A 23,567-nucleotide genomic window follows, 5' to 3' on the forward strand; every position below is an offset into this window, starting at 1 on the left:
ACGATGCTCAAGCGTTGCCCAGTATCCTCGTTTGGGTGTAGGGATTTTGTGGCGCTTGCAGGTTTTCTTGAGGGCCGTGCTGGTTACGCCATAGTCGGCGGCGACCCTGGTCACCGGCCTTGACCAGACCTGTTCGTAAAGTTCATCGCGAGAAACGGTACTTGCCGAACTTCTTCTGTCGTCAATTGATCGCAGGCTTGCGCAGGAAAGAGAGTGCAGTGAATTAATGGCCTGCATCCCGAGTTCTCACCTAATCCGGTTGCACAGTCCGAAGGATCGGATGCAGCTCCGTATATTCGGGTAAAAGCCAGCCGCCGTCCCTGTCTTCCGACGAAAACTTGGCGACTAGGTCCGGGATGCGGAGCAGTGCGGCCAAGCCTGTTACGGAAAGAAAGACGTTTATCGCAAGACTCGTCTTGGGCATTCCCAGGCGCAGGAGCGATGGGTTTACGTTCTGTATTTCGTTGACGAAGGGCCGCAGCGTTTTGTCGTAGTGCGCAAAGGCTCGCGCGAGATTCCCCGAATTGCGATTGATCTCACCCGCTAAGACATAAGCTCCGACCAGACTGCCGGATACGCCCATGCCGCTAAATGGGGATGCACAATGTGCGGCATCACCGACGAGAACGACACTACCTTTGTACCAGGTGTCTGTGCGGACCTGTACCACTTCCTGAGAGTAGAAGTTGGGCGTCGTCATCATGCCTTGGATGAACCGATCGGTCTGCCAGCCGGCGTCCCGGAACCGCTCTATCCAGAATTGCTTTTGCTGGTCCAGCGGCGCTCTGTGAATCGCTGAAGCCTCTTCAGAGCTCTCCCTGAGTACGAAGTAGACTTGCGTTTCCGTCGCGTTATGGCTTCGTCGCATGATCATCCGACCGCCAGGAGCGAGGTATGTGTTGCGGATGTTGCCATCGTCTGCCGGTGTGCGAGGGATGAACCAATAGGCCATGTGGATGCCCATTCGCAGGAAAGGATCCCCTGCATCGGGCGGCAGGATGCCCTTGCGAATACGCGATCCCTGACCATCTGCTCCGACGAGCAGATCAAACCTGTCGGCAGTGCCATCCGAGAAGAAAACTAGGACCTTCTCATCGTCCTGGGCGAACTCAACTACGGTCTCGCCAAAGACGTATTCTACGCCGTCCTTGGTCGCGTCATGGAGAATGCGCACCATATCGCCGCGCATGATCTCATAATCGGACGTGAGGGATTGGGCGCCTCGACCAGATCGGTTAGCCATCATCGTCGCCTTGGCACGGCCTTGGGAATCGACGAACGAGACGCCGGCCTCATCGACAAGGTTGTTCCGGACGGCACCGATCAGGCCCATGCGCTTCGCGGCCTCGATGCCTTTCCCGCGCAGGTCCACCTGCGCACCTGTGGCCCTGAGAGCTGGGAAACGCTCCACTACCACAACTCGATGGCCGCTTCGGGCGAGCCAATAGGCCAACGCCGGCCCTGCGATCCCACCGCCGCAGATGAGAATTTTGAGAGAACGACTTCCAGTTTCAACCATCATGCCCGCAACTCGAATCTATCAGTGATAGGCTAGTTTACGAGTTTCCCTATCGCTGATAGATTGTCAAGATGACTAAGCTGAATCGTGAAGCCGTAATTGCCGAAGCACTAGATCTGCTTGATGAGGTTGGCCTCGAGGGCATCAGCACGAGACAACTCGCAAAGCGGCTCGGCGTCGAACAACCGTCGCTGTATTGGCATTTTCGCAAGAAGGAGGAACTGCTCGCCGCCATGGCCGAGACTGCAATGCAGCCCCACGCGACCACTCCGCTTCCAGTGCCATCCGACGACTGGCGTGATTGGTTTCTCGACAACACGCGCAGCTTCCGGCGAACGCTGCTGAGACGGCGCGACGGCGCAAAGCTCCACGCGGGTAGCCGTCCCAGCGCCACGGACATCGATCGGATCGCGCACAAGATGGCCTTTCTGATCGCGTCCGGTTTGCCTGAGCGAGACGCTCAGATGGCGATGCTTGCGTCCAGCCACTTCACCGTCGGAAGCGTGCTGGAGGAACAGGCCGAAGCCAGTCTCGGCGCAACCGCGGACGATTTGATCGGCGTTCCGCGGATCGATCACGAAGCCGCTTTCGAAGAAGGGCTGAAGCTGATCCTTGATGGCCTCGCAACACGAGTGAAGCGCCGATCAAGAAGAGATAAATGATCGAACCAAATTTTGGTTCTGGTTGCCGGTCCCTGGTTGCTACGCGTTCACGACCCTCAAGGACTAGGACGTCGCGTTAGCCGGTAGAAGAATGTCTGTCGTACATACGCCGGGCTTTGCTATAGCCGCGATCGGTGGCGATGAGGCGATTACTGCTCCTTCTTGAACAGATCCTGGAAGATGAGCTGGCCCCAAGTGCGGTCGCGTGCGTGCACCAGCGCGCCACCCTCGTTGAGCTTTCCCAGCTTGACGGGTGCGAACCCGAGTTGTTTGGCCAAGGCCGCCACGGGAGCGGCGCGTCCTCGTCGTCGCTCGACAGAAAGACGACCCGGTGGCCGCCCTGGACGATCGGATCGGCAGCCAGGGTGGCCGCAATCAGGTGATTGAAACCTTTCACGAACTTGGCGCCGGCGAACGCCTTCGCGACGAAGGCGGAGGAGGAGAGACCGCGCGAAGCCAACTCACCTCGGCTGCGTGACGTGGGCGTGAACGCATCGATGTCAGGAGCAGGCATGTACGGACGTCTTCGAGGAGAGCGCCTTCTGGTCGTGGGCGGCAGTTCGGGTATCGGACTGGCGTCGCGAAGCAGGCGTGCGAGGCCGGCGCGTCGGTCACCATGGCGTCCCGCTCCGCGGCCAAGCTCGACGCCGCGCTCGCCGGGCCTCCCCGGACCGCCAAGGCGGCCCGGATAGATACCGCCGATTATCCTTCGATCAGTCCTTCTTCGCCGGCGAAGGGGAATGGGATCACGTCGTTGTATCGGCAGCGCAGACGACCAGCGGTCCGCTCCGAAAATCCGACCTGACGGACGCACGCGCCACCATGGAGAGCAAGTTCTGGGGCGCCTATCATGTCGCCCGAGCGGCGAAGATCCGGGACGGAGGCTCGCTCTGCTTCGTTTCCGGCTTTCGGAGCGCACGCCCCTCCGCCAACACCGTGCTGCAGGGGGCCGTGAACGCTGCGCTCGAGGCGTTGACACGCGGGCTTGCGCTCGAGATGGCGCCGGTCCGGGTCAACGCGGTTTCGCCCGGCCTGGTCGCGACGCCGATGTGGTCCGGCATGGCCGTGGCAGAGCGCGAGAAGATGTTCGCCGGCGCTGCGGAGCGGCTGCCATTGCGTCGCATCGGAGAGGCATCGGACATCGCGAACGCGTGGATCCATCGCTCGAAAAGAGGTGCATCGCTTGGCCGCCTGGCGATTGCGGGCAAAAGCACCTCAACCACATCGTCACCTACTGGAACCGGCTCTGAGCCGCTGTTGCCGCCACGTCCCTTGTAAGAGCCCGGCAGCATCAGACGCCGTGCAGAAACCTGGGCGTCGCCTACGCGCATTCGCCTGACCTGCGCATACCGCGCGCCCGTCGCGGCCAGACATACGATGATCCGATATAGATCGCCATCGAATCCTTGCTCCTGATCGACTTCACACGCAGCTTGAAGGATCGCGCCAACTTTCTCATCCGTGAGAATCTGGTTATCCCGAGCGACCGACACGTCATCATCATCATCGATCCGCTCGGCTTTGAAGCCGGCCTTCACAATGGCGAGGAACGCCGGGTTTAGTTTCTTCCGATCTGCGGAAAGCCGCGGCCACGCGGCATTTAGTGCGGCCTTGAGGTCATTGACGAACCGCTGCTTGGTAGTGACCTTTAAGTCCACCGGTAAACCGTCACGCCAAGCTATCAAGTCGTCTTCATTCAAGGCATGCAGATGCACCGATGCGAGAGGAGCAGCGTCCATAGCTTCCTGATTGCCGCGCTTTTCCTGACCAAGAAGGTAGCGCCGCAGCTTCGTGCCGGCGTCGGATTGGACGTCGCGACCTGTTCGGCGTCTTTCTCGAGCATCTCGTTCCTTGACGTAGGCTTCAACGGCCGATCGCACGGTAGGAGCCGGGCCCGCCGCCTGTGCCGCGGCTTCTGTTCTGGCTCGAGCTACCGCCTCCCGGGCCGTTCTGACGGCCTGTTCGAAGGTTAGAATTCCGTCGGCGGGCCTGTCATTGATGTCATTGGTGATGCCAATTGGCGCCTGTTTGTAATTGCCGCCTTCGTGGTGATTGCGCCAGCGGACAAGCCAAACGCCACCCCGTTTTCCTTTGCGATAGCCCAGATGCGCTTCGGCATCGAGGCGACGCCAATGCACACCAAGCTCGAGCCGGGAGCGCGCCTTAGCCGTCGTGATCTGAGCCTCGGTGAGTGTCTTCGACATAGCTTTCGCCGCGGGGTTTTACGTCGAATATCCGTCGAATATCCGACGATCGAGCGGCAGGTTCGCTTCGTCCATCTCGTCGCGCATCCAACCGCTGAAGCCGTCGACCGTGAAGGGTTTCTCGATCATCGCCGTCCGCTGAAAGCGGATGACATCCTTCGCGAGCGAGAGAATGAGCGTGCTCTGCAGTTCGTTCGAGCTGGACGCCGCCGGGAAAATCCGCCCAATCGTCCATGACGACTTCGACAAGCCCGGCCTTTGCGCGAAGACCATCTAACGTGGCCGGGCTCAGATCGAGGACTGGTGAGGTACCAGTTCGCGTCATTGCGCTGTGCCGATCTCGGCAATGGAGCTCGCCAGCCGGCGTAAGGAAGCAACCGCCCTTCCCGGGCGTCAGAGAACCAAAAACCAGGCCACGCCGCATCAGGCCTGAGTAAACGACAGCGGCAGCCAATTGCTCATCCGACTCGATGACACCAACCTCATCGCCCGGATTGCGCTTCAGGAAAGGTCGCGATCAAGCATGCGATTGTCGTCCTCGACGCCCTTGGCGATAGCGAGATGCGTTTCCTCAACGTCTCGCAGGTCTGGAGCCGAGCGACCGAAGATGCGACGCTGGCACACGGCTACAACGAAACCCGTGTTCGGATCGTGCCGACGGCGCGAGAAATTGCGCAGGCCGAAACCGTTGCGGATTGGCTGGCATGGCTTGGGCATCACCATGGCGGCGTACCGCGGTTGGTGGCATGGGCGAACGATGAGCCGATCTGGCGCATGGCGGAGCGAGAGCGATGCAGCGAGCGGACAATTCACAACCGGATCGATAAATCCGTCGCACTGATCCTGGAGCATTTCGGCGGCGTCGAGCACGGCGTCGAGACCATCGAAGAGCCGGCGGGCGGGCCCATCTGCCGAATTTCCTGACTGAGCGGGCCATAGCCGGGGTTAACCCGGTCGTTAACCCGCATGGCAAGGTCTGGATCGGCGGCGTCGGGTGGATGAAGGACGGCAAGCGCTGGCATGACGGGCAACACAAGGCTGCTCGTTTCGAGGGGCGGCGATGAGCGAGATGCAAGGACTGGTCGCAGCGGCGATGGAGAAACGGCGCGCGGAGCTGATCAATCAGCCTTTGGCCCGCATCTGGTATGAACTTGCGGCGGCGGCCATTGAGACAATGCATACGGCCCTTCAACAGGCTCGCAATGAAGCCCTCGAAGAGACCGCGCAGATCTGCGAAAGGCCGGTCCATTGGCAACATCCACTCAAACCAACAGGCGTAGTGATGTCATCGTGCCAGAGCTCCCCAGATCATGCCGAGATAATCCGCCGTCTCATTAAAATGGGAAACGGCCAATGATCGACCTTGCCGACTATGCCAAGCCGATCCGCGATCAGTTGCGGCAAGGCGAGTTCGCCGCGGTGTATGTGGTGACGTCCGAGGTGGGGATTCACAGGACGGAAATGAGCCGTGTTGGCTATGCGCTCGACCTGGTCGCCACGATCGGCCGGCTGCAGGCGTCTAGCCCGGCACCGCTGGCCGTTCATGCCGCTCTTTGGGGGCCGAACCGCGCGATCGCGACCAACATCTCCCGGGCTGTCCAGTGCGACATGATGCCGATCAAGCGGGCAGGCGGCTGGTATGAGGCGCCGGGCGCGACGATGGAGCGGGCGGTTGACCTCGCAGCGTTCAGGATCCACCCGGGCGCGACAATGCTCTGGCACGGCGAGTTGTTGAAGCGATGGCGGGAGATCGCGGCGTGACAATTCACGGCGAAACTGTCATTAGGCGCGGAATTAGTGTTCTGCACTATTTGAGTATTTCTCAAGAAAAACAATTATTTACGGAGTAACATGGGACATTGAATCCCGTGCTCGCCCGTCGTATTCGTTCCTCATCACCGCGCAGCCCCACGGTATTTATCGGTGATGAGAACGCTGTCACCGCGCTCCCGCCGTCCTCCAACGGAAGGAGCGCGCTATGGTCATCAAGCGTCGCAAGCGGATCAAGCATACCAAGACATTCGAAGAGAGATTGGCCGAGGAGGCAATTCGCTTCAGGGAAGCTGCCGCGCAGCTCCCGCCGTGCTCTCAACGCGAGCTATACCTGCGCCGAGCCCGTCAGGCCGAAACAGCAGCCCATATTCACGAGTGGCTGACGTCGCCTGGGCTACAGCCGCCTAAGGCGGTCGAGAAAGTACACATCGCCGGAACGGTGAAGCTGGGCCGAGAAGGCGACCTGAATGACCAAGGTTGAAAATCCCGATGAGGACGCGATCGCGACCGGAGAAGGAAGCTGCATGACCCCCAGAGAACGCCGTGACATGCCGTGGATCATTGGGGCTGCTGTTTTGGTTTTTGTCTTGTCCATCGTCGTCGGCGGCATGACGTATTTCCGGTAATCAGCAGCCCTTGTAGAGCGTGAGGCGCCAGCCGATTGACTTTTGCAGCCGCATAGCCAATATTCGCGTGCAAATCAGCTTGAGTGAATAGATGCGCCCGCCCGGCACCGCCGCGGCGGGTTTTGCATTTGTAGCCAGGGAACGGCGATCAAAAGCCGAGCCGAGATGTCAGAACAGGAAGCAAGGTCCGGACGCCCGAGCGTCTACACGGCTGAGATCGCCGCGGTCATTCTCGCCCGTCTCATGGAAGGGAAGACGCTGCGCGCGGTGTGCCGGGACACTAGCATGCCGCCGGAGTCGACGGTCCGGACGTGGGTCGCAGAGAACCGTGAAGGCTTCCAGGACCGGTATCGCCTCGCTCGGGAGATCGGCTATCACACGATGGCCGACGAGGTGCTCGAGCTCGCTGACGATGGTCGGAACGACTGGATTGAGCAGCAGGGCGAGGGTGATCAGAAGGTCTACAAGCTGAACGGGGAGCATGTTCAGCGCTCGCGGCTTCGGTTCGATGCGCGCCGGTGGCTGCTGTCGAAGGCGTTGCCGAAGATCTACGGCGACAAGCTGGAATTGGCCGGTGACAAGGACCAGCCATTGACGGTGGTGATCCGCAGGTTCTCGGATGACGGAACTTCTGCTCCCGCATAAGTGGGAGCCGAGGCCGTATCAGCTGCCAGCGTGGTACGCCTTGGAGCGAGGCGTGAAGCGCTCTCTGCTCGTGTGGCACCGTCGTGCCGGCAAGGACGATCTGATCCTGCATCGGACAGCCATTGCCGCTCACGAGCGCGTGGCCAACTATTGGCATTGCCTGCCACGATACGAGCAGGCCCGGAAAGCGATCTGGGAGGCGATCAACCCGCACACGGGGAAGCGACGCATAGACGAAGCGTTTCCGGCGCCTTTGCGACGCCGGATCGACAACTCGTCGATGGTGATTGAGTTCCAGTCCGGTTCGATCTGGCGCGTCGTTGGATCGGATAATCCGGACAGCCTGGTCGGCGCTCCGCCGGCCGGCATAGCGTTCTCGGAGTGGGCGATCTGCAACCCGTCGGCGTGGGCCTATTTGGCGCCGATCCTGGCTGAAAACAACGGTTGGGCAACCTTCATCACGACGCCTCGCGGTCGGAACCATGTCAAGACGATGTACGACATGGCGAAGGGCAATCCGGAGTGGTTCGCTCAGATCCTGCGCGCCGCCGACACTGGCGCGGTGAGCCAGCAGACGATCGAGGAGCAGCGGCTCGAGTATCACTCGATCTACGGCGTCGACGAAGGCGATGCCCTGATCGAGCAGGAGTACAATTGCTCCTTCGAAGGCGCGATCCTGGGCGCCTACTACGGCCGCGAGATGCTGCGCGCCGACCAGGAGAAGCGGATCGGCATCGTTCCGATCGAGCCGAGCGTCCCGGTGAATACCGCTTGGGACCTTGGCAAGGGCGATCACATGGCGATCTGGTGCTGGCAGATCGTGGCTGGGCAGATCAGGCTGGTCGACTACTTCCAGGGGCGAGACGTCGTTCATTCCTGACTATTGCGATCTGCTGAACGATCGCGGCTATCACGGTGAGGACATTGTCCCGCACGATGCAAAGGCGCCCGAGCTCGGCTCTGGTCGTACCCGCATCGAGACGATGTTCAGCAAGAAGCGCCGGCCGGTGCTGTGCCCCGACCATCGCGTGGATGATGGTGTCAACGCGGTCCGGCTAACGTTGCCGCGGTGCTGGTTCAACGAGACCAAGACGACGGCGGGCTGTGAGGCTCTGCGTCAGTACTCGAAAGAGTGGGACGACGACCGCAAGGTTTTCAAGAGCACGCCGCTGCACAATTGGGCCAGCCATGGCGCGGATGCCTTCCGATATCTGGCGATGGGCTGGCAGCAGGTTGAACAGCCCGCGCCGCCGGTTGCGAAACCGCTGTTAAATGACGTTCGATGAATGGGCAGGCGACGGGCAGAACGACAGTTTTGCGAGGGAAACACTGTGAGTGAACACCTTGGCTGATGATACTCCGGACGATAGCGGCAAAGACAGTGACGTCGCTCACTGGCTGACCGAGATCGAACGCGCCCAGAACACGACGGCGATGAAGCGCTGGGAGGATCGTTGCCGCAAGATCCGCGACAAGTACCGCTATGAGGCGTCGGCGACGGCTCGGAAGCGCGGCAATCAGATGCTCTGGTCAAATATGGAGACCATGAAGCCGGCCGTCATGTCGAAGCTGCCGAAAGGAGCCGTGCAGCAGCGATGGAAGGATCGCGATCCGGTTGCGAGCAAGGCAACTGAGATGTTGCAGCGCGCGATCAACTTCACCTTCGAGGCCAACGACTACATGTCAAAGTTCCTTCAGGTGCGAGACGATTACCTGCTCTATGCGCGCGGTATCGCGCGGGTGAAATACTCTCCGGTGTTCGACACCGTAACCCGGAAGGCCGGTCAGCTGGATGACGCGGCGATCGATCCGGCGCGGGACCTGGAGGAGCAGGCCAAGGAAGCTTACGCGAGCCCGCAGACGATCCTGAAGTCGGAAAATGTCCTGCTGGAATACTACCAGCGCGGCGATTTCGTGCATTCGATCTCGCGGACCTGGGATGAAGTCGAGTGGGAGGCCTTCCGCGGATATCTCGGGCGCGATCAGCTCATCAATCGGTTCGGCAAGGAGATCGGCGGGGCTATGCCAACAAAGGGCGACCGTCGCCATACATTTGGGCCGGCACTGACATCTATGATCCGCCCACGGGACCTGGCGGCAAGATCCTCGTTGATCACGGCCCGATCGAGCACGTTACGGATAGGCAGCTCGGCTGTGCTGGCCTCATCCTTGCGATGATGCAGATCGATCCGACGATATCGTTTGCGGGGCCGCGACTACGCCGACACTAAAGCCGCCTCCGGCGCCGCCGGCAACCCCCTCAGTCTCGTCTCCCGCCAAAGGCTCCATCGGGGCCTTTTTTGTTGACCTCTTCAAATCTCTCTTCGGAAGGAAATGACGATGCTTTGGCTGATTTTGATCGTGCCGGGTGTGCTGTGTGCGTATTTTATGTTCTTGCGGCCGGTTCTCCATGCGATCCCCGCGCTGAAGTCCTTCTACGCCGAGGCCGACACGTTCTGGGGCAAGGTCTGGGCTCTCATGGGCCGGTCGGTCACGGTGCTCTGGGGCCTGTTCCTGACCGGCATCGGAACCGTGTTTCAGTGGCTCGATCCGATTGCCTCCGCCTTGGGTGACCCCGACTTGAAGGCCCAGGTCATGGAGGCGCTGAAGGACAATCCGCTGTATCTCGCCTACGTGATGATGGGGATCTCGGCCATCACCATCGCGGCGCGGCTGCGGTCGGTCGGGAAGACCTAACCGATGTGGGAAACCATCATTGGCTTCATCGGGGGGCCCGTCATCAAGGGCCTGATCAATGCATATCGGGAAAAGCTGAAGGCCGGGAACGTCGATAACAAGATTGCTGCTGACCTATCCGAATCCAATTGCTCGAAAACCAGCTGACGGAAAGCTATGACGAGCGCGTGTTGGCAGCCGACCGCCTCGCCGAAGCCATTCACAGCACGCGTACCGCGTTGGAAGCCCTGACCTCTGAGATACGGGCAAAGCGATGAACCAGATCATAAACCAGTTTCGACGCATCTTCGCCGACGACGGCCGCGGGGACAAAGACTTCACCCAACAGGAAGAGCGGCTGAAGAAAGCTCAGGATGAGCTGAAGGAAGCATCCGCATCACTGGCGCGCGCCGCGAACCACCTTGCGGACTTCATCAAAGCCAGGATGTGATGGAGTTCTGGATCCGCTGGCTTGCGGCCTTCATGATCGTTCTCTCTGCCCTGACCATCGGTATCGCAATTCAAGGATGGTGGCTGTCTCGCCGCCCAATCCGTCTGATCGTCTGGACAGACGGTAGCTCGGCCTGAGCCTTCAGGCTGTTTCCTCCCAGAGACTTGCCCGGCGCCTTAACCGGCGTCGGGCTCCTTGTGCGCTGCCACAGCCTCATTGACCTTCTGACGGTCAAGCCTCTCATCCGGTGAGAGCCGCGAGACCGGACGCCAGATCTCGACCGGTATCGCCAGCTCGCTCTCCAGCGGCTTCCGGGCCCATTCCCACCATTGGTCGAAAGCGTCCTTCGTCATTCAAAACTCCCGCGACGACTTCGACGGCGAGTATAGTCGAACCACTCGGGCCCGGCCGGAACCACGTTCCCAACGGTTGGCAGGCAGAGATCGGATTTGCGCATGTTGGAAAGATAAGTATCGTGGGCAGGATTACGAATCCGCGCTGGAGGCCCCGATGTGGACGATCCGGCGCCTCGCCTTGCAAGGCCCTATGACGGAAGAACGCCGAGGTGATTGGATTCTGATCATCGTAGTCCTGAGCGTCGTCGGCGCAGTGCTGGTGGTTGATTTTATCTTCTAAGCCTTCAGGATTTTGATGAGGCCCGTATGGAGCTAGCGGAAGGCGTCGTCGCAATCGTAGGAGTGCTCAGCGCTGCTGCTGCGGTCGGGACGGGATATTGGTACATCGTGTCAGAACGGCAGAGGCGATAGGCACAATTGAGAAGGCCTGGGGACCTTGCTCAGGCGAGCAGATCTTTGCCCGGCTGCAGCATCCTCATGAACGTCGCGCTCTCGCGATACTCAAGCCAGCCTTGTCCGATCGCATACTTTCCTCGACCAGTTTTCTTTCGAGCCGGTTAAGCTCTCGCTCTGCCTCGACCGCGCTCTTGTTCTCGCAAATCAGTTGCGCGACCAGTTCGATCTGCTTTGCGATCTGATCCTCGAGCGCTCGGATACGAACGTCCGTTTCGGACATAAGCTACCTAATGCAGCAAAAGCCACATTTTAACTTATGTTAGTATGTCGGTTAAGCAGAAATTCGCGGTGCCGCGCAGGTCAAAGAAGGAGAGGTCGGTTGGCAAATCCCAAGAAAAGGCCTTAGCAGGGGTACAAGCTGAGGCTGAGTTTTGGTCGTCCATAACGTAGGCCGTTCAACCCATCAGAAGCCAACTCATGCTAACGAGCAGCCCGACAAAGGACGCGCAGGCAAAGCCCAGGAAGCCGTATTCTACTGCGTCTAAGTGATGGTCTGATCCATACATACATGCAGTTTGTGCCTGTTCCCAGGAACCTGCAATATCGAAATAATGGCAGCAGAACTGACGATTGACGCCGCCGCCCACCTAAGAAAAGCCCCAGCACCTCTGGGGGCCTAGAGGCCGGTGCCGGGGCCTAGTCATTCTATGATGAATCGGGACGTGACCCGAGAAGCCCGAGACTAACACCAGTGTTAGGAATTGCCACGTTTTCCCAGATGCCCTGAGTGTCTTAACTTCGCTGAAAAGCGGCCCCAACCGGGGGCCGCCAACCCGAGCGATACGGGTTTTCTTCTGGCAGTCGGGGGGGCACCTTGGCTGACCAGAAGCGTCAATTAGACGCTATGCCGTCTCGATGGTTCCTTGCCCGCCGGGGAAAAAAATCCAGCGAGATTCACAGACGTAATTTCCGGAGCCGGGCCTCATTTGGGAGGCTCCTCGCAACGGGGCACGTAATTTTCATTTCGTATTCTTTCGGCCCTGATAACGACGACCGCTGCTTCTCGGCGGGCAGCGGCTCGGCGAATCCGACTTGGCCCCAGCATGATCCGGATGCTGGGGCCTTTTCGATTAGGAACGAAGCGGATGCAGTGGCATTGGTCGCCGTGTTCGGCGCCGCATCGCTACCGGCGCTGAGAACGCCCAGTCAGACACTGGCCCTGGCCTCCGCGAGTCGCTGGGGCCTTTCCTTGTCGGGCGCATGGGCAAACTTATCGGGTTAAGTAACGGCCCTGATTTCCGGACCGGATAGACGGGAATCGAGGAACATGCAATCGATACTGGCATTTCCTGACCAAGCAATTTTGGGGGATTCCAGTGCCAGCGTGGTCCCAAGAGGACGAGCAGCGCCTATTGCAGTTACTCCGCACCACAAATCTGACGCAGCGCGAGATTGCCTACAAGCTCGGGCGAACGGAGGCTGCAGTCAGCGCGCGCCTGAGGCGAAGCGCGGAAGAGAACTAGCCCAGTGTTCCCATGGCTAGCTAGGAACGAACGTGGCGGAAGCTTGTTCATCTGACGAATGCGGCATTCATCAGCTCGACCAAGCCGCATTCGGTCAGTGTGATGCCCATGGCCCCAGCGTGCTCCCAAGCGCTGGGGCCGGTTCTTCAGGACACCCAATGCCTGCGCACTTCTCCGGGCTCCATGTTGAGCGCCGGGATGTGCTCGGCGGCAAGCTGTCGCTGAATGAGACTAACAGCCCACCTTCCGGGATTTCGTCCAGCACCCGATCAACCGCTTCTTCGCGCGAGGTCGCAGCGAGCCAGATTTGGACCTCGCCGTTATCGGTCGTCACGCGGACTAAATGAACTTCGCTAGCCGGCCGCATAGCCATAAAACCGTGCCTGAGCGGATTGTTTCTAATCAGAAATCCGGCCTATTTTTGGCTAGTCAGGAACAGGTCCTCGCTCGGGCGGTTATCGGCAGGCGTCCCACTCTCGTGGTACTCGAGCCAGCCTTGGTCCTTGGCATACTCCAACCCAGCCCAGTACTCGGCCGGCGTCGCCTTGTCCTGGTAGAGCATTGGATAGTTGATCTTCTCGATAGATCCGGCCATCCTGGATCGGCTCGAATGCTCGCGCGTGCTCCATGAGCCTGCGGGCGGCCTTCTCGGGGTCGGAGTAGGGGCGGTCGCCGATGTATTTCATCGCTTGTCTGTTTAGTCTGCTGATCGAGGCAGCTTCACATAAACACTACAATTGCAGTGATTGCGATAGGGCTTAAGCCCAAGATGATGATGCTCGAACGATATAAGATTTCAGCCATGGCGTGCCCCTGAGCGGTCGGCAACTCAGCTTTGGCTAAGACGGACATTTATAGCATAAGATGCACCAGAGCGCCTGGCCCGAATGGACTATCGCTCGCGCCCCTTCGCCGCGTCCCGGGGCAGAGAAACAAATCCATCAGAAATACGGCCGACGAAATGGCACTACCTCGCCATCCGCGGCGCGGGTCACCACCCGGGCCAGCTCCATGACGGCAAAATCTTGGTCTTCGAGCGTGTCCGCCACGGCCTGACAGTTCATTTCGTGGACGATCGCCTCTGCGACCTTCATTAGTCGTGCGGTCTCAGCTGGGGTGTCTGTCAGGTGCATCAGGTCCGCGGCTTTCGAAACGGGCACCAGGTCTACGTCTGCTGCGCGGATGACGACGCGGGCCACCTCAAGGGGATCGAAGCCCAGGTCGGCGACCGCTTCGGCGACACCTTGTCGATCCAGCTCAGCGACGATCGCCTCAGTGACCTTCATCAGTCGCGCCGTTTCTGCAGTGAGGTCTACCATTGGTCCGTTCTCGAGCTTCGGGTAACCACGATCTTGCCCCCTGGTGTGATTATAAGTCTGTGTCCATTGGAGCAAGCCAGGTCAGATATCGCCCGAGACGAAAACGCGGCGCTCTGAGCAGAAACGGTCACCGCAGCCTCACCGCACAGCGGGCACAGGTACTTTTTGTCCAAAGAGACTACTGGGAAGACGTCATTGGATTGGATCACCACGAAGTCGCTCTCCAGCTTGTCGCCGCTGATCACGGTTCGGCGCACGATAAGCAGTTCGGATAGAGCGGCGGGGACCGATCCGAGGATCCTCTAGAGGGCGCTACGAGGCGCGTCTGTTTCCGGGGTGCTCGTCAATGGTCCTCTTTGCTGCGGCAATCGCTTCTCGCGAACTTTGATAGGTCATGGTTCTAATGGTTTGGCCGCTGCGGTCGAGAGGCGCGATCTCAACCAGAATCCGCCGCCGGGTTGCTCGACGACCACTAGCCGGTGACCCGAATATCCAAGTTCGTCCGCCACTTCCGCGGCCTCCGCCGGTGTTCCCAGACAACAATTGTCCTGTTGATAGCGTTCCAATGAGGCACGGGACTTTCTTCTGGCGCTGCCGCAATGTGTCAACGCTCTCCCGGCCACCACGTCGAGGACGGGTTCATGGCCGAGATCTTGTTCGTTCGCAACGCCACCAGATGCCTACGCTTGAACGGATAGCCGTTCGAGCGAGAGCACTGCTTGCAGCGCATGTAGCGTTCGAGCTCGTGGATGGGCGTCCATTTCGGCCGCCTGACGATGTCCAGCGCGACGGTCTGATGGGTTTCACAGCCGAGGCACTTCACCTCGAGATAGCGGTAGCCGGCATTGAGCGCGTCGCCGAGAGCTGGGGAGGGCTGAGCAGGGCCTTGGAAAGCGAGCATGCGGGCGTTCCAGGCTTGGCAGGCCGCGGTGTCGGCCGTCAGTCTGGCTTCCTTCGCCCGCTCGGCCAGATGCCGGACGGTGGCGCCGAACATATACTCCCGAGACTTGGATCCCATTCCCCATGATCGCGCCCATTCCCGCGAGAGAAGCCGCTTGGTCCGTTCCAAAGGGCGAAATCGATGCCAATGATGCTCCGGAGAACGTCGCTCGACGCGAGTTTGCCGAAGAACTCGGCCCGAGCGCTTCGATTGGTCCACTCCAGGCGCTGGGGGAAGTCCGACAGCGAGGAGGGAAGCGCGTCATCGCATTCGCCGGCGAGGGCCACTTTGACCCGGTAACGCTGACCAGCAATACCTTCGATATCGAATGGCCGCCCCGAAGCGGTCGACGGCAGAGCTTTCCCGAAGTCGACCGCGCCGAATGGTTCGATATAGAGCTCGCGCGGACCAAGATGCTGTCCGCTCAAGCTGACTTTCTCGATCGTCTTTTGGCGATTGCGGTTGAGGGCGCGGGGACATGATGTTCCGGATTGGAATCATTTCGGATACGCACGATCTGTTGTCCGGCGCGACCGGTAGTAACCATGGAGCAGCAGTGCCTCGTTGCCGGTATCGACAAAGTAGTGCGTACTTTCGCTGAACATGGAAGAGCTGCCGGTCAGCCGGGCTGCCGTTAGCTTGGTAAGAGCCACCAGGAGATTGCCCACACGGCAGCGTAGATGACCTTCTCTGATTTTGGCGGGGTGCTGGCGGCCATGACTGATCGTGAGTGAAACGGGGTCGCGCGTCGACAGTTCCAACGATTGGGCTCTCTCATTGAAACCCACAAGCACGATCTACAATTGTCGAGCCGATGATGGTGAGTGCTACGCATGGCGGATGCAGCCCCGATAGGCAGAAGCACTGGAAAGTTGACGACCATCAAGGCAGGCCAGGCGGCCCGCACGCTATGCTATCATTGAAGTAGAACAGACATTGAGTACGGAATGGCACAAGGCTGCAGGCATTTGGCGGGAATTCACGACGTCGTTCCCAGTGCCCTTGGGTGCGAAGAATGCTTGCAACTGGGCGATCCATGGCTGCATCTGCGCGTCTGCCGAACCTGCGGTCATGTCGGCTGCTGTGATCAATCGCCCAATCGCCACGCGACGAAGCATTTTCATGCAACCAATCACCCGATCATTGAAGCCTATGATCCGCCCGAAGGCTGGGGCTGGTGTTACGTTGATGAAATCATGCTTGACTTGTCGGATCGGCCGACGCCGCACGGAGGCCCGATCCCGAGATTGTATTGATGCCATGCCGCGCTGCAGGTGGGCTGTAAAGGCGTGGGCAATGCCGCCCTAAGCGAGACTGACTGACGGCGCATGATGCTCCCGACGTTGACGGCCCTCAAGGTGGAGCATCGTCATAGTCGGTCACGAAAGCCAATCTGGTAAGGTGAAGGACATGGCCGCGCGTACTGCCAAACGGAATTCCGGATCGAGCCGAAGCCACAAAACAGCCTGGCGCGCGAGTTCAAACGATAGACCTGCAACCTTATGACCACTTCGAGCTGCTTCCGATCGCTGGCGACTGTCGCCACGGCCGGTCAGAAAGCAGGTTGGTTGACACAAATCCTTATACCGACGATGTCCTCCTCGAAATCAAGCAGGCCGATCGCAGCGATCTTGATGCGGCATTTGCAGGGGGTGCCAAGGCTCAGGTGGAGTGGGCTGCCTCAGCACCGCCCGCCCGAGCGCATGTATTTCGTCGGGCAGCAGAGATCATGGAAGCGCGCCGCGGCGAAATCGTTGATTGGCTGATCAGTGAATCCGGCAGCACGCGGCTCAAGGCGAACCTCGAGTGGGAAGTGACTCATACCGTCATGCTTTGGGCCACCTCGGTGCCGCATGCCGTCGAAAGCCGCATGATTCCGTCCGACATTCCGGGCAAGGAAAATCAGGTGCGGCGCAAACCGGTCGGCGTTGTCGGCGCGATCAGTCCGTGGAACTGGCCGCTGCACCTGAGCAACCGCACCATCGCGCCGGCACTGGCGGTGGGAAATGCCGTCGTGGTGAAGCCGGCGAGCGATACACCGGTGACAGGGGGATTACTGTTAGCGAAAATTTTCGAGGAAGCCGGCCTGCCGGCGGGTCTCCTCAACGTCGTGGTCGGCGCGGGCAGCGAAATCGGCGACGCTTTCGTCAGTCATCCCGTTCCGCGGGTGGTTTCGTTTACCGGCTCGACGCCAGTCGGCCGCAACATCGCGGAACTTGCGGCGAAGGCGCCGATCATCAAGCGTGTCGATCTGGAGCTCGGTGGTAATGCTCCCTTCGTTGTGCTCGCGGACGCCGACCTGGATCAGGCCGTCGAGGCCGCAGTGTTCGGCAAGTTTCTGCACCAGGGCCAGATCTGCATCGCAGTTAACCGCATCATCGTCGAGGAGGCCGTTTATCATACGTTCGTCGAGCGCTTCGCCGCGCGGGTCGCGAGGCTGAAAATCGGCGATCCCAGCGACAGTGACACCATGGTCGGCCCGATCATCAACAACTCGCAGCTTCGCAAGTTGATGGAACGCATTGGCCGCGCGCGCGAAGACGGCGCGAAGCAGGTGCTCGGCGGCGAACCGAACGGATTGGTGTTGCCACCGCATATCTTCGTAAACGTTACTAACGAAATGGAACTTGCAGCAGAGGAAATATTCGGGCCGGTGGCGCCAATTCTCCGAGTCGGCAATGCCGAAGAAGCGTTGGCTGTAGCCAATGAAACGAGTTTTGGATTAAGCGGCGCCGTGTTCACGCGCGACGTGCACCGGGGCATGCACTTTGCCCAGCGAATGCAGGTCGGTATGGCCCATGTCAATGATCAGCCTGTCATCGATTTGCCGACCTGTCCGTTTGGCGGCGAGAAGAACTCCGGCCTCGGCCGGTTCAACGGCTCTTGGGCCATCGAGGCTTTCACTACCGATCAGTGGCTGACAGCACAGCACGCGCCGCGAGGCTTTCCCTGGAATGCTTCCGCCGTACAGGGGCCATGGTCCTGAAGGTGCATAGCACGGACGATGTTGCTCAGTAGGCCAATTCCCCCCTGATAAACTACGCTACCGGCTTTTGTTTTGGGGACTGCTGCTGCCCCTGGCGCTGCCGGCATGGGTATCGTTATTGGGCGCCGGAACCGCTGGAACGGGGCTCGCATTGGGTTGCGTATATGTGCTTCGCGGCGTCTCAGAGGCTTGGAACTCCCGTCGTCCGGTGCTTGTTTCTTTCATGGCCCAGATCATCAGAACTATGGCAACGCAGACCATCGCGATCAGGAAGATAATTTAAGGGTACATTTCTGTTCATGCGATGCTCCTTCGCGCTCGGGCACAGCGAATGTGGCAACCAGTGTGCCAGCCATCTCATCAATCATGGAGGTCGGACGGCGCGGCGCGTTGATATCACGCAACCTCCGCGACTCTCGAACAGAGCTACCTGCATCATGTGCGCACGCAAGGAGCGGACCGGCCGATGTCGTCGTATGATGCGCCTTGAGCTCGCAGGGTTCGGCGCAACGCCGTTGATCGAACTCTATCTGACGGCCAGGGCGCCGGGAGAATTGGACGCTGCCGAGCTCAAAGCGACGCGTTTTCTGACCGGGTCCTGCCGTAACATCACTCGACATGGCCGGCGCATCGATGAGTGCATGTCATGGCAGATGGTTAACAAATATAACGATGCGTCGCTACTTGGCCGTGGACAATCCTCACTAGCGCACTGAGTTCAGGAGATGGTTAGATAGAGGTCTCGCGCCCGAAACGCCATCGAGGCGCGGCATCAGCAAACAGTCGATCCAAGCAGCGGGCGAAAATGCGCTGGTCGAGGCATACGGTGCAGCTGATTTTCTGAAGAACGTCCGGCGGCGTCATGAATGGTCTCATGACAGATGTCGTCGGCCGCCTGATCGAAAGAATGCGCGCCGGTTGGTCCGTCGGAAGGCTGGTTGACGGCCGTAAAGCAAGTCAGGGCTAAAGGCGCAACCGGACCTAGCGCTTAACTGACTTGGAGATAGACTTGGGTTTCAGCGGTTATCCCGGCGCCACTCTTCCGTTGCCAGGCGCATGGCTTCCGTGCGGTCGCAACCGGTCCGATCCATCCAGCGCTTGATCAGGCCCTCCTTCCCCTGCGCGCTCGTCATTGAAAAGACGCGCTGAAAATCCCGCTGGGTTTCCGATTGCCGTCGCAAGTCGGCTTGTCGCCGCGTTGCCGGATCCGGCCGCAGGGACTGCGATCCATGCTGCAACAGGTAATAAGCGACGCCACCGACTAACAGCAGCAGCAACAGGCCTAGAATGATTTGTTCCGTATCCATGTTCGCCACTCCGCTTGAGCTGGCTCAATATCCCTCCCGGCCCGGCCATTCGCATTGACGGATCGCAAGCCGGTGGGTGGCGGATCCAAGGGGTGGTTAGCTAAGGAGAACCACTGAACAGTTTGGCCCGTTTCGCGTGAGCGTAAAATTCGCAACTGCTCACATTTCCCTTATTCAATGTCCGTTTTGTCCCCACCAGCAGAGGAAAAGCGACATGCCGGGTCGAGCGGGGGCGCGAGGGAGCGTGATCACGGGTCGCGCTCAGACGTTCGGCAAGAAGTATCTCTTGATGTTGTCGCCGTCGGTCTTGAACAGCACGCGGGTGCCGCGAAGCTGCCGAATCTGCTTCTTGGTTCTTTTCATCATGCCGTGGCGCTTGCCAGCGTGGGCTGCCATTACTTTGCCGGTGGCAGTCACCTTGAAGCGCTTCTTTGCGCCTGATTTGGTCTTCAACTTGGGCATTCTGGCCTTCCTTTGGCTGCGAGATGACAAAGCGATCTTGGCGATGGCCTCAATCGTCGCTTCGTTCTGAATATCCGAGACAGCGAAATCCTGCGGAAGCATTAGATCAACGATCTGCCGCTAACCGTCCGGACGCACGGCCCATTATTTGGGAATTTCCTGAACATGATGGCGGGCCTAATCTTGGCGAACGATCCAGCCGCTTCACTGCGCGCCGTTGTACCGAGAGTATCCGCCGATAGCAGGCCACGGGATAAGTTTTTATATTCATACTCGCACCCTTGCTTTGGCTGGGGGTAACGCTTTTCGAGGGAACCGACCGGAAAGATGAACGATCGCCTCGCAAGAACGTTCAACTAAATGCTGCGAATTCCCGCACCGTAAAAGTACGTAATGCGGTCGCCGATGTCACAAACGAAGCGGCGCAGAGTTGCACGCTGAAATTGATTCCAGCCAACGAGACGATGCTGATCGTTGAACAGGAAGAAGCGAATTGCGCTTTCGATACCTTTGCACCGGATTTCATACTGCGGGCCACCCCCGACCAACACCTCAACCACCATGAACAAAAAGCCTTCGCATTCTTTCGCAGCCGAGTTGAGGCCTTTTGTAGCTCCGTTCCGCTTCGACGGATCGAGCGAGTTTCACCTCAAATCGCAGAAGACCAGGGAGAGGGGAGGTCTCGACAAGGGCCAGGGCGAGGAGATCATCGAGGCCAACCACAAACGGTTGAGTGATTTCCAGGAAAAGCTCTACGCGCAGAACAGTTGGTCGTTGCTGCTGATCTTCCAAGGCATGGACGCCGCCGGCAAAGACAGTGCCATCAAGAGCATCTTCAAGGGCATCAACCCGCAGGGCTGCGAGGTCCATTCCTTCAAGCAGCCGTCAACGCTTGAGCTCGATCATGATTTCATGTGGCGCAGCGTGATCGCGCTGCCGCGGCGTGGCCGCATCGGCATCTTTAACCGTTCTTATTATGAAGAGTGCCTGGTGGTGCGGGTGCATCCGGAGATTCGCGCTAAGGAGAAGATTCCGACCGGCTGATTACCAGGAATATCTGGCGCGAGCGGTTTGAGGACATCTCTTCCTTTGAGCGCTACCTCGCGCGCAATGGCACAATCATCCTGAAATTCTTCCTCAACATATCGAAGGAAGAACAGCGCCAGCGCTTTCTCGCGCGACTGGATGAGCCTTCGAAGAACTGGAAGTTTTCGATGGCCGATATCGCCGAGCGCGCACTGTGGGAGAAATACCAAGCGGCGTATCAGGAGGTTATCAGGCATACCTCAAGCGAGGCGGCGCCGTGGCATGTGGTACCGGCCGATCACAAATGGTTCGCGCGAGTGGTGATCGGCTCCACTGTCGTCAGCGCGCTCAACAGGCTCGATTTGCAGTTCCCCAAGATCGACCCTGCTTCGCTGCAGGAGTTCAAGCTGGTCCGCAAGGCATTGCTGGCGGAGGGGCAGGAGCGAAAAGTCGGTAAAGTCGCCGGTCAACAGGTTAAGTGAACATAGAAAGGGTTTCAAGCGCTTAGCAGAGCCAGCACAGCCGCGGCGTCCGGGATGTTCGGGGCGACTTTCTTTATGCGTCCATGCTGGCAGGTCCATTGATGCGTGCCCACCGCATCAGCACGATTGCAAAACAGACGATGACCAGGACGGCATAAGGCTTTCGGGGCTCACGGGAGTTCTCCTTTGCCTGGAATATCAAACCCAAGAATGAACTTGAGCGCAGCGCAAAGATCACAGCCATAACCGTATCATTTTGGCGATGGCGCTGTCCCGTCGCTGACCGCTGCTGCTCACTCGACGAGCGCCTGCTTGATTTTCCCAATTGACCGGCGCCGCATTCGGGCAGGACGCAGTACTATTCAAACGCTCCGAGCCGCGACGTCACCAACTTTTGCGTCTGGCCCTTGATCCCCAGTCGATCGAGTAGAGCGTTGGCAACAGCTTCCGAGGATGCTGGATTTTGTCCCGTGATCAGGTCGCCATCGGAGATGGCATAGGGCTGCCATTTCTCTTTCCGGGAATAGTTGCCGCCGTTGTTCCTCAACATATCTTCGACCAGGAACGGTAAGACGTCAGTCAGTTCAATTGCAGCCTCCTCGAGGTTGGAAAATCCGGTGACGGATTTGCCGGCGACAAGGGGCAGCCCATTGGATGCCCTGGTAGAACGCAACGCGCCGGGCCCATGGCAGACGAGCCCTAATGGACGACGCGTGCGGGCCATGGTTTCGATCAGTGCGATTGAGTGGGGATCATTGGCGAGATCCCATAACGGCCCGTGGCCGCCTGGATAGAAGGCGGCATCATGGTCGCGGGCCGAAATGCTCGACAGCGTCCGGGTGTTCGTCAACTCGGCTTGTGCATGACTGTCGCGCTGAAAGCGAATAGTCGCTTCGGTCTCCGCTTCGGCCCACTCGCTTCTTGGATCGACCGGGGGCAGGCCTCCGTCGGGAGATGCAAGTGTGAGAACGATGCCGGCGTCCTTGAAGATGTAATAGGGCGTAGCGAGTTCGTCGAACCAGAGGCCAGTCTTCTTCCCAGTGTCCCCAAGTCGGTCGTGCGAGGTTAGTACGATCAATATCCTCATCTCAGGTTTACTCCTCTGCTCGGCACTTGGTGGCGGAGCATCGGGCATCATGGTTCGATGTTCATTGAGGGTCATCAATTTTGCCGTCAAAGGTCAAACCAGCGCTGATTGGCACAGGCTTTTGGTTGTTGTCGCGTCACATTGATTGTCGGTGAACTTTCGAAGCTCGTCCTGGTCGAGCGCCTGTTCGGTTTTACCAGAGACCAGGTCCCTCTGATTTCGAGCCGGATTACTCTCGTGATCGGCCCCAAGATAAAGGCGACGAGTTGGTGCGCGGCCTCTTTCGTGGAATGTCTGTTGTTGAAGCATCATCATTTGATGGGGATCTCAGCTGAGCATCTCCCATTCATGAAAACTGATCCCCGTCAAGGCCCTAAGACAACTGCAGCGGCATACTGTGCCACGCTTCCGTACTCCCGGAACGAAAGACGGCCGAGTGTTGAGAAGATTCGACGCTGCTGAATAGGCTGATCTGAACAAAGTTGGACTTCTGCCGCATGTCCCATGTCGATCATGTAGGCCAAGCAGAGGTGTCGTTGAGTCGTCCGCCGACCCTTTCCTCGAGCTGTGTCGCTGTTACGGCCGCTTCGGGTGGAATTGCGGTTGCCAATCTCGATTACGACCAGCCGATGCTGACCGAAATCATGCGTCTAGGCTTAGGTTCATCGCTCCGCTGGTCCGACAAGAGGGAGAGACTGCATGCGAAGTTCGTGTACCTGCGTCGCGCTTGCCGCGTTCATCCTGGGCATTTGCAGCTCCATGGGTGCAGCCCAGCCGCAGAGTGAAGATAAAAAGTCGGGAGATGCTCCTTGGAGTACCGGGCGCACAGTTTTGCCGGACAATCAGGGTCAACCCCAGCCACAGGGCTGGACCGGCCCACTATCGACCGGCACTGGCGGCGCTCCACCGACAAGTCCACAGGGGGGCACACCGCCAGACATGCAACCCGCGCCGGGCGGTGCGACCAAGAGCATCGTTGATCCTTCTCCTAAGTACTAACGCGTGACGTGGCTGCACGAAGGGAGAGCCCCGATGAATGGCCCCATCGCCGATCCGGCCTTGCGGTTTGCTGTTGCATCTACGGGGTCAGGGCAGGAGGCCTCGGTACTCTCACTGTTCGCAATCAC

General features: G+C 59.3%; 29 protein-coding genes and 4 pseudogenes. 19 read left to right on the top strand and 14 right to left on the bottom strand.

Annotation, left to right across the window (positions count from 1 at the left end):
- Window positions 1-250 precede the first annotated feature (250 nt).
- Window positions 251-1,522, bottom strand: coding sequence for an FAD-dependent oxidoreductase (locus tag ACSKB9_RS35295; protein ID WP_283089918.1), 1,272 nt, complete (start codon window positions 1,520-1,522; stop codon window positions 251-253).
- Between the two features lie 68 nt (window positions 1,523-1,590).
- On the opposite strand from ACSKB9_RS35295, the gene ACSKB9_RS35300 reads away from it, so the two are divergent.
- The gene (locus ACSKB9_RS35300; RefSeq protein ID WP_438078970.1) at window positions 1,591-2,181 is read left to right on the top strand and encodes a TetR/AcrR family transcriptional regulator C-terminal domain-containing protein; all 591 of its coding nucleotides are present in this window, start codon (window positions 1,591-1,593) and stop codon (window positions 2,179-2,181) included.
- Window positions 2,182-2,330: 149 nt separating this feature from the next.
- Here the strand turns inward: ACSKB9_RS35300 and ACSKB9_RS35305 are convergent.
- Window positions 2,331-2,629: pseudogene (locus ACSKB9_RS35305) on the bottom strand (NADP oxidoreductase coenzyme); the annotation flags it as partial.
- Window positions 2,630-2,772: 143 nt separating this feature from the next.
- On the opposite strand from ACSKB9_RS35305, the pseudogene ACSKB9_RS35310 reads away from it, so the two are divergent.
- Window positions 2,773-3,276 (top strand): annotated as a pseudogene (locus ACSKB9_RS35310) (SDR family oxidoreductase); the annotation flags it as partial.
- Between the two features lie 62 nt (window positions 3,277-3,338).
- Here ACSKB9_RS35310 and ACSKB9_RS35315 read toward each other — a convergent pair.
- Window positions 3,339-4,385 (bottom strand): annotated as a pseudogene (locus ACSKB9_RS35315) (tyrosine-type recombinase/integrase); the annotation flags it as partial.
- A gap of 18 nt (window positions 4,386-4,403) precedes the next feature.
- Entirely contained in the window at window positions 4,404-4,658 is a 255-nt protein-coding gene (locus ACSKB9_RS35320) for a hypothetical protein (protein WP_438078972.1), read from the bottom strand.
- A gap of 288 nt (window positions 4,659-4,946) precedes the next feature.
- Here ACSKB9_RS35320 and ACSKB9_RS35325 point away from each other — a divergent pair, with 288 nt between their 5' ends.
- From ACSKB9_RS35325 to ACSKB9_RS35380, 12 genes are all read left to right on the top strand, one after another.
- Window positions 4,947-5,309 carry a DUF6362 family protein gene (locus tag ACSKB9_RS35325; protein ID WP_438078973.1) on the top strand — a complete coding sequence of 121 codons (363 nt, stop codon included), beginning with the start codon at window positions 4,947-4,949 and terminating at the stop codon, window positions 5,307-5,309.
- Window positions 5,310-5,445: 136 nt separating this feature from the next.
- Window positions 5,446-5,742: a hypothetical protein gene (locus ACSKB9_RS35330; protein ID WP_438078975.1), complete on the top strand. Its 297-nt coding sequence runs from the start codon at window positions 5,446-5,448 to the stop codon at window positions 5,740-5,742.
- Window positions 5,739-6,146 (top strand): hypothetical protein, encoded by a 408-nt coding sequence (locus ACSKB9_RS35335; RefSeq protein WP_283089923.1) that lies wholly within the window; start codon window positions 5,739-5,741, stop codon window positions 6,144-6,146. Before ACSKB9_RS35330 ends, ACSKB9_RS35335 begins: the two co-directional genes overlap by 4 nt.
- A gap of 217 nt (window positions 6,147-6,363) precedes the next feature.
- A complete protein-coding gene (locus tag ACSKB9_RS35340; protein WP_346283725.1) occupies window positions 6,364-6,639 on the top strand; it encodes a hypothetical protein in 276 nt (91 codons plus the stop codon).
- The gene (locus tag ACSKB9_RS35345; RefSeq protein ID WP_283089924.1) at window positions 6,626-6,784 is read left to right on the top strand and encodes a hypothetical protein; all 159 of its coding nucleotides are present in this window, start codon (window positions 6,626-6,628) and stop codon (window positions 6,782-6,784) included. The genes ACSKB9_RS35340 and ACSKB9_RS35345 overlap by 14 nt, the downstream gene beginning before the upstream one ends.
- A 165-nt stretch (window positions 6,785-6,949) precedes the next feature.
- A complete protein-coding gene (locus tag ACSKB9_RS35350; protein WP_438078978.1) occupies window positions 6,950-7,429 on the top strand; it encodes a terminase small subunit protein in 480 nt (159 codons plus the stop codon).
- Window positions 7,430-7,481: 52 nt separating this feature from the next.
- A complete protein-coding gene (locus ACSKB9_RS35355; protein ID WP_438078980.1) occupies window positions 7,482-8,309 on the top strand; it encodes a hypothetical protein in 828 nt (275 codons plus the stop codon).
- A gap of 103 nt (window positions 8,310-8,412) precedes the next feature.
- Window positions 8,413-8,715 carry a hypothetical protein gene (locus tag ACSKB9_RS35360; protein ID WP_438078981.1) on the top strand — a complete coding sequence of 101 codons (303 nt, stop codon included), beginning with the start codon at window positions 8,413-8,415 and terminating at the stop codon, window positions 8,713-8,715.
- A 49-nt stretch (window positions 8,716-8,764) separates the two neighbouring features.
- Entirely contained in the window at window positions 8,765-9,607 is an 843-nt protein-coding gene (locus tag ACSKB9_RS35365; RefSeq protein WP_438078983.1) for a hypothetical protein, read from the top strand.
- 162 nt (window positions 9,608-9,769) lie between these two features.
- The gene (locus ACSKB9_RS35370) at window positions 9,770-10,126 is read left to right on the top strand and encodes a hypothetical protein (RefSeq protein WP_283089928.1); all 357 of its coding nucleotides are present in this window, start codon (window positions 9,770-9,772) and stop codon (window positions 10,124-10,126) included.
- A gap of 3 nt (window positions 10,127-10,129) precedes the next feature.
- The gene (locus ACSKB9_RS35375) at window positions 10,130-10,273 is read left to right on the top strand and encodes a hypothetical protein (RefSeq protein ID WP_438078985.1); all 144 of its coding nucleotides are present in this window, start codon (window positions 10,130-10,132) and stop codon (window positions 10,271-10,273) included.
- A 106-nt stretch (window positions 10,274-10,379) separates the two neighbouring features.
- Window positions 10,380-10,556: a hypothetical protein gene (locus tag ACSKB9_RS35380; protein ID WP_172646947.1), complete on the top strand. Its 177-nt coding sequence runs from the start codon at window positions 10,380-10,382 to the stop codon at window positions 10,554-10,556.
- A 176-nt stretch (window positions 10,557-10,732) separates the two neighbouring features.
- Here ACSKB9_RS35380 and ACSKB9_RS35385 read toward each other — a convergent pair whose 3' ends face one another.
- Window positions 10,733-10,909, bottom strand: a complete 177-nt coding sequence (locus ACSKB9_RS35385; protein ID WP_283089930.1) for a hypothetical protein — start codon at window positions 10,907-10,909, stop codon at window positions 10,733-10,735.
- Window positions 10,910-11,066: 157 nt separating this feature from the next.
- Here ACSKB9_RS35385 and ACSKB9_RS35390 point away from each other — a divergent pair, with 157 nt between their 5' ends.
- The gene (locus ACSKB9_RS35390; RefSeq protein ID WP_283089931.1) at window positions 11,067-11,192 is read left to right on the top strand and encodes a hypothetical protein; all 126 of its coding nucleotides are present in this window, start codon (window positions 11,067-11,069) and stop codon (window positions 11,190-11,192) included.
- Window positions 11,193-13,246: 2,054 nt separating this feature from the next.
- On the opposite strand, the gene ACSKB9_RS35395 is transcribed toward ACSKB9_RS35390, so the two are convergent.
- The 3 genes from ACSKB9_RS35395 to ACSKB9_RS35405 all read right to left on the bottom strand — a co-directional run bounded on the left by ACSKB9_RS35395 (window position 13,247) and on the right by ACSKB9_RS35405 (window position 15,168).
- Window positions 13,247-13,426 (bottom strand): hypothetical protein, encoded by a 180-nt coding sequence (locus ACSKB9_RS35395; protein ID WP_346283727.1) that lies wholly within the window; start codon window positions 13,424-13,426, stop codon window positions 13,247-13,249.
- Window positions 13,427-13,772: 346 nt separating this feature from the next.
- Window positions 13,773-14,150, bottom strand: a complete 378-nt coding sequence (locus ACSKB9_RS35400; RefSeq protein WP_283089932.1) for a hypothetical protein — start codon at window positions 14,148-14,150, stop codon at window positions 13,773-13,775.
- A gap of 604 nt (window positions 14,151-14,754) precedes the next feature.
- Window positions 14,755-15,168 (bottom strand): hypothetical protein, encoded by a 414-nt coding sequence (locus ACSKB9_RS35405; RefSeq protein WP_283089933.1) that lies wholly within the window; start codon window positions 15,166-15,168, stop codon window positions 14,755-14,757.
- A gap of 5 nt (window positions 15,169-15,173) precedes the next feature.
- On the opposite strand from ACSKB9_RS35405, the gene ACSKB9_RS35410 reads away from it, so the two are divergent.
- Entirely contained in the window at window positions 15,174-15,572 is a 399-nt protein-coding gene (locus ACSKB9_RS35410; protein WP_438078989.1) for an NUDIX domain-containing protein, read from the top strand.
- Between the two features lie 15 nt (window positions 15,573-15,587).
- Here ACSKB9_RS35410 and ACSKB9_RS35415 read toward each other — a convergent pair whose 3' ends face one another.
- Complete coding sequence (locus ACSKB9_RS35415) at window positions 15,588-15,851, bottom strand: cation transporter (protein ID WP_283089935.1); 264 nt, start codon at window positions 15,849-15,851, stop codon at window positions 15,588-15,590.
- Between the two features lie 186 nt (window positions 15,852-16,037).
- On the opposite strand from ACSKB9_RS35415, the gene ACSKB9_RS35420 reads away from it, so the two are divergent.
- Window positions 16,038-16,346, top strand: a complete 309-nt coding sequence (locus tag ACSKB9_RS35420) for a UBP-type zinc finger domain-containing protein (protein ID WP_438078991.1) — start codon at window positions 16,038-16,040, stop codon at window positions 16,344-16,346.
- A gap of 308 nt (window positions 16,347-16,654) precedes the next feature.
- On the top strand, window positions 16,655-18,076 hold the full coding sequence (locus ACSKB9_RS35425; RefSeq protein WP_438078993.1) for an aldehyde dehydrogenase family protein: 1,422 nt from the start codon (window positions 16,655-16,657) through the stop codon (window positions 18,074-18,076).
- Between the two features lie 1,016 nt (window positions 18,077-19,092).
- Here the strand turns inward: ACSKB9_RS35425 and ACSKB9_RS35430 are convergent.
- The 3 genes from ACSKB9_RS35430 to ACSKB9_RS35440 form a co-directional block, all read right to left on the bottom strand.
- Window positions 19,093-19,383 (bottom strand): hypothetical protein, encoded by a 291-nt coding sequence (locus ACSKB9_RS35430; protein WP_283089938.1) that lies wholly within the window; start codon window positions 19,381-19,383, stop codon window positions 19,093-19,095.
- A 261-nt stretch (window positions 19,384-19,644) separates the two neighbouring features.
- On the bottom strand, window positions 19,645-19,845 hold the full coding sequence (rpmI, locus tag ACSKB9_RS35435; protein WP_438080540.1) for a 50S ribosomal protein L35: 201 nt from the start codon (window positions 19,843-19,845) through the stop codon (window positions 19,645-19,647).
- Between the two features lie 356 nt (window positions 19,846-20,201).
- Window positions 20,202-20,408: a hypothetical protein gene (locus ACSKB9_RS35440; protein WP_283089939.1), complete on the bottom strand. Its 207-nt coding sequence runs from the start codon at window positions 20,406-20,408 to the stop codon at window positions 20,202-20,204.
- On the opposite strand from ACSKB9_RS35440, the pseudogene ACSKB9_RS35445 reads away from it, so the two are divergent.
- A pseudogene (locus ACSKB9_RS35445) lies at window positions 20,407-21,353 on the top strand (polyphosphate kinase 2 family protein). The gene ACSKB9_RS35440 and the pseudogene ACSKB9_RS35445 sit on opposite strands and share 2 nt — an antisense overlap.
- Window positions 21,354-21,711: 358 nt before the next feature.
- Here the strand turns inward: ACSKB9_RS35445 and ACSKB9_RS35450 are convergent.
- Window positions 21,712-22,440, bottom strand: a complete 729-nt coding sequence (locus ACSKB9_RS35450; RefSeq protein ID WP_438080542.1) for a type 1 glutamine amidotransferase domain-containing protein — start codon at window positions 22,438-22,440, stop codon at window positions 21,712-21,714.
- A 93-nt stretch (window positions 22,441-22,533) separates the two neighbouring features.
- On the bottom strand, window positions 22,534-22,755 hold the full coding sequence (locus tag ACSKB9_RS35455; RefSeq protein WP_438078996.1) for a hypothetical protein: 222 nt from the start codon (window positions 22,753-22,755) through the stop codon (window positions 22,534-22,536).
- Window positions 22,756-23,567: the final 812 nt, after the last annotated feature.

The organism is Bradyrhizobium sp. BR 1433 (assembly GCF_051547665.1).
Classification (GTDB): Bacteria; Pseudomonadota; Alphaproteobacteria; order Rhizobiales; family Xanthobacteraceae; genus Bradyrhizobium; species Bradyrhizobium australafricanum.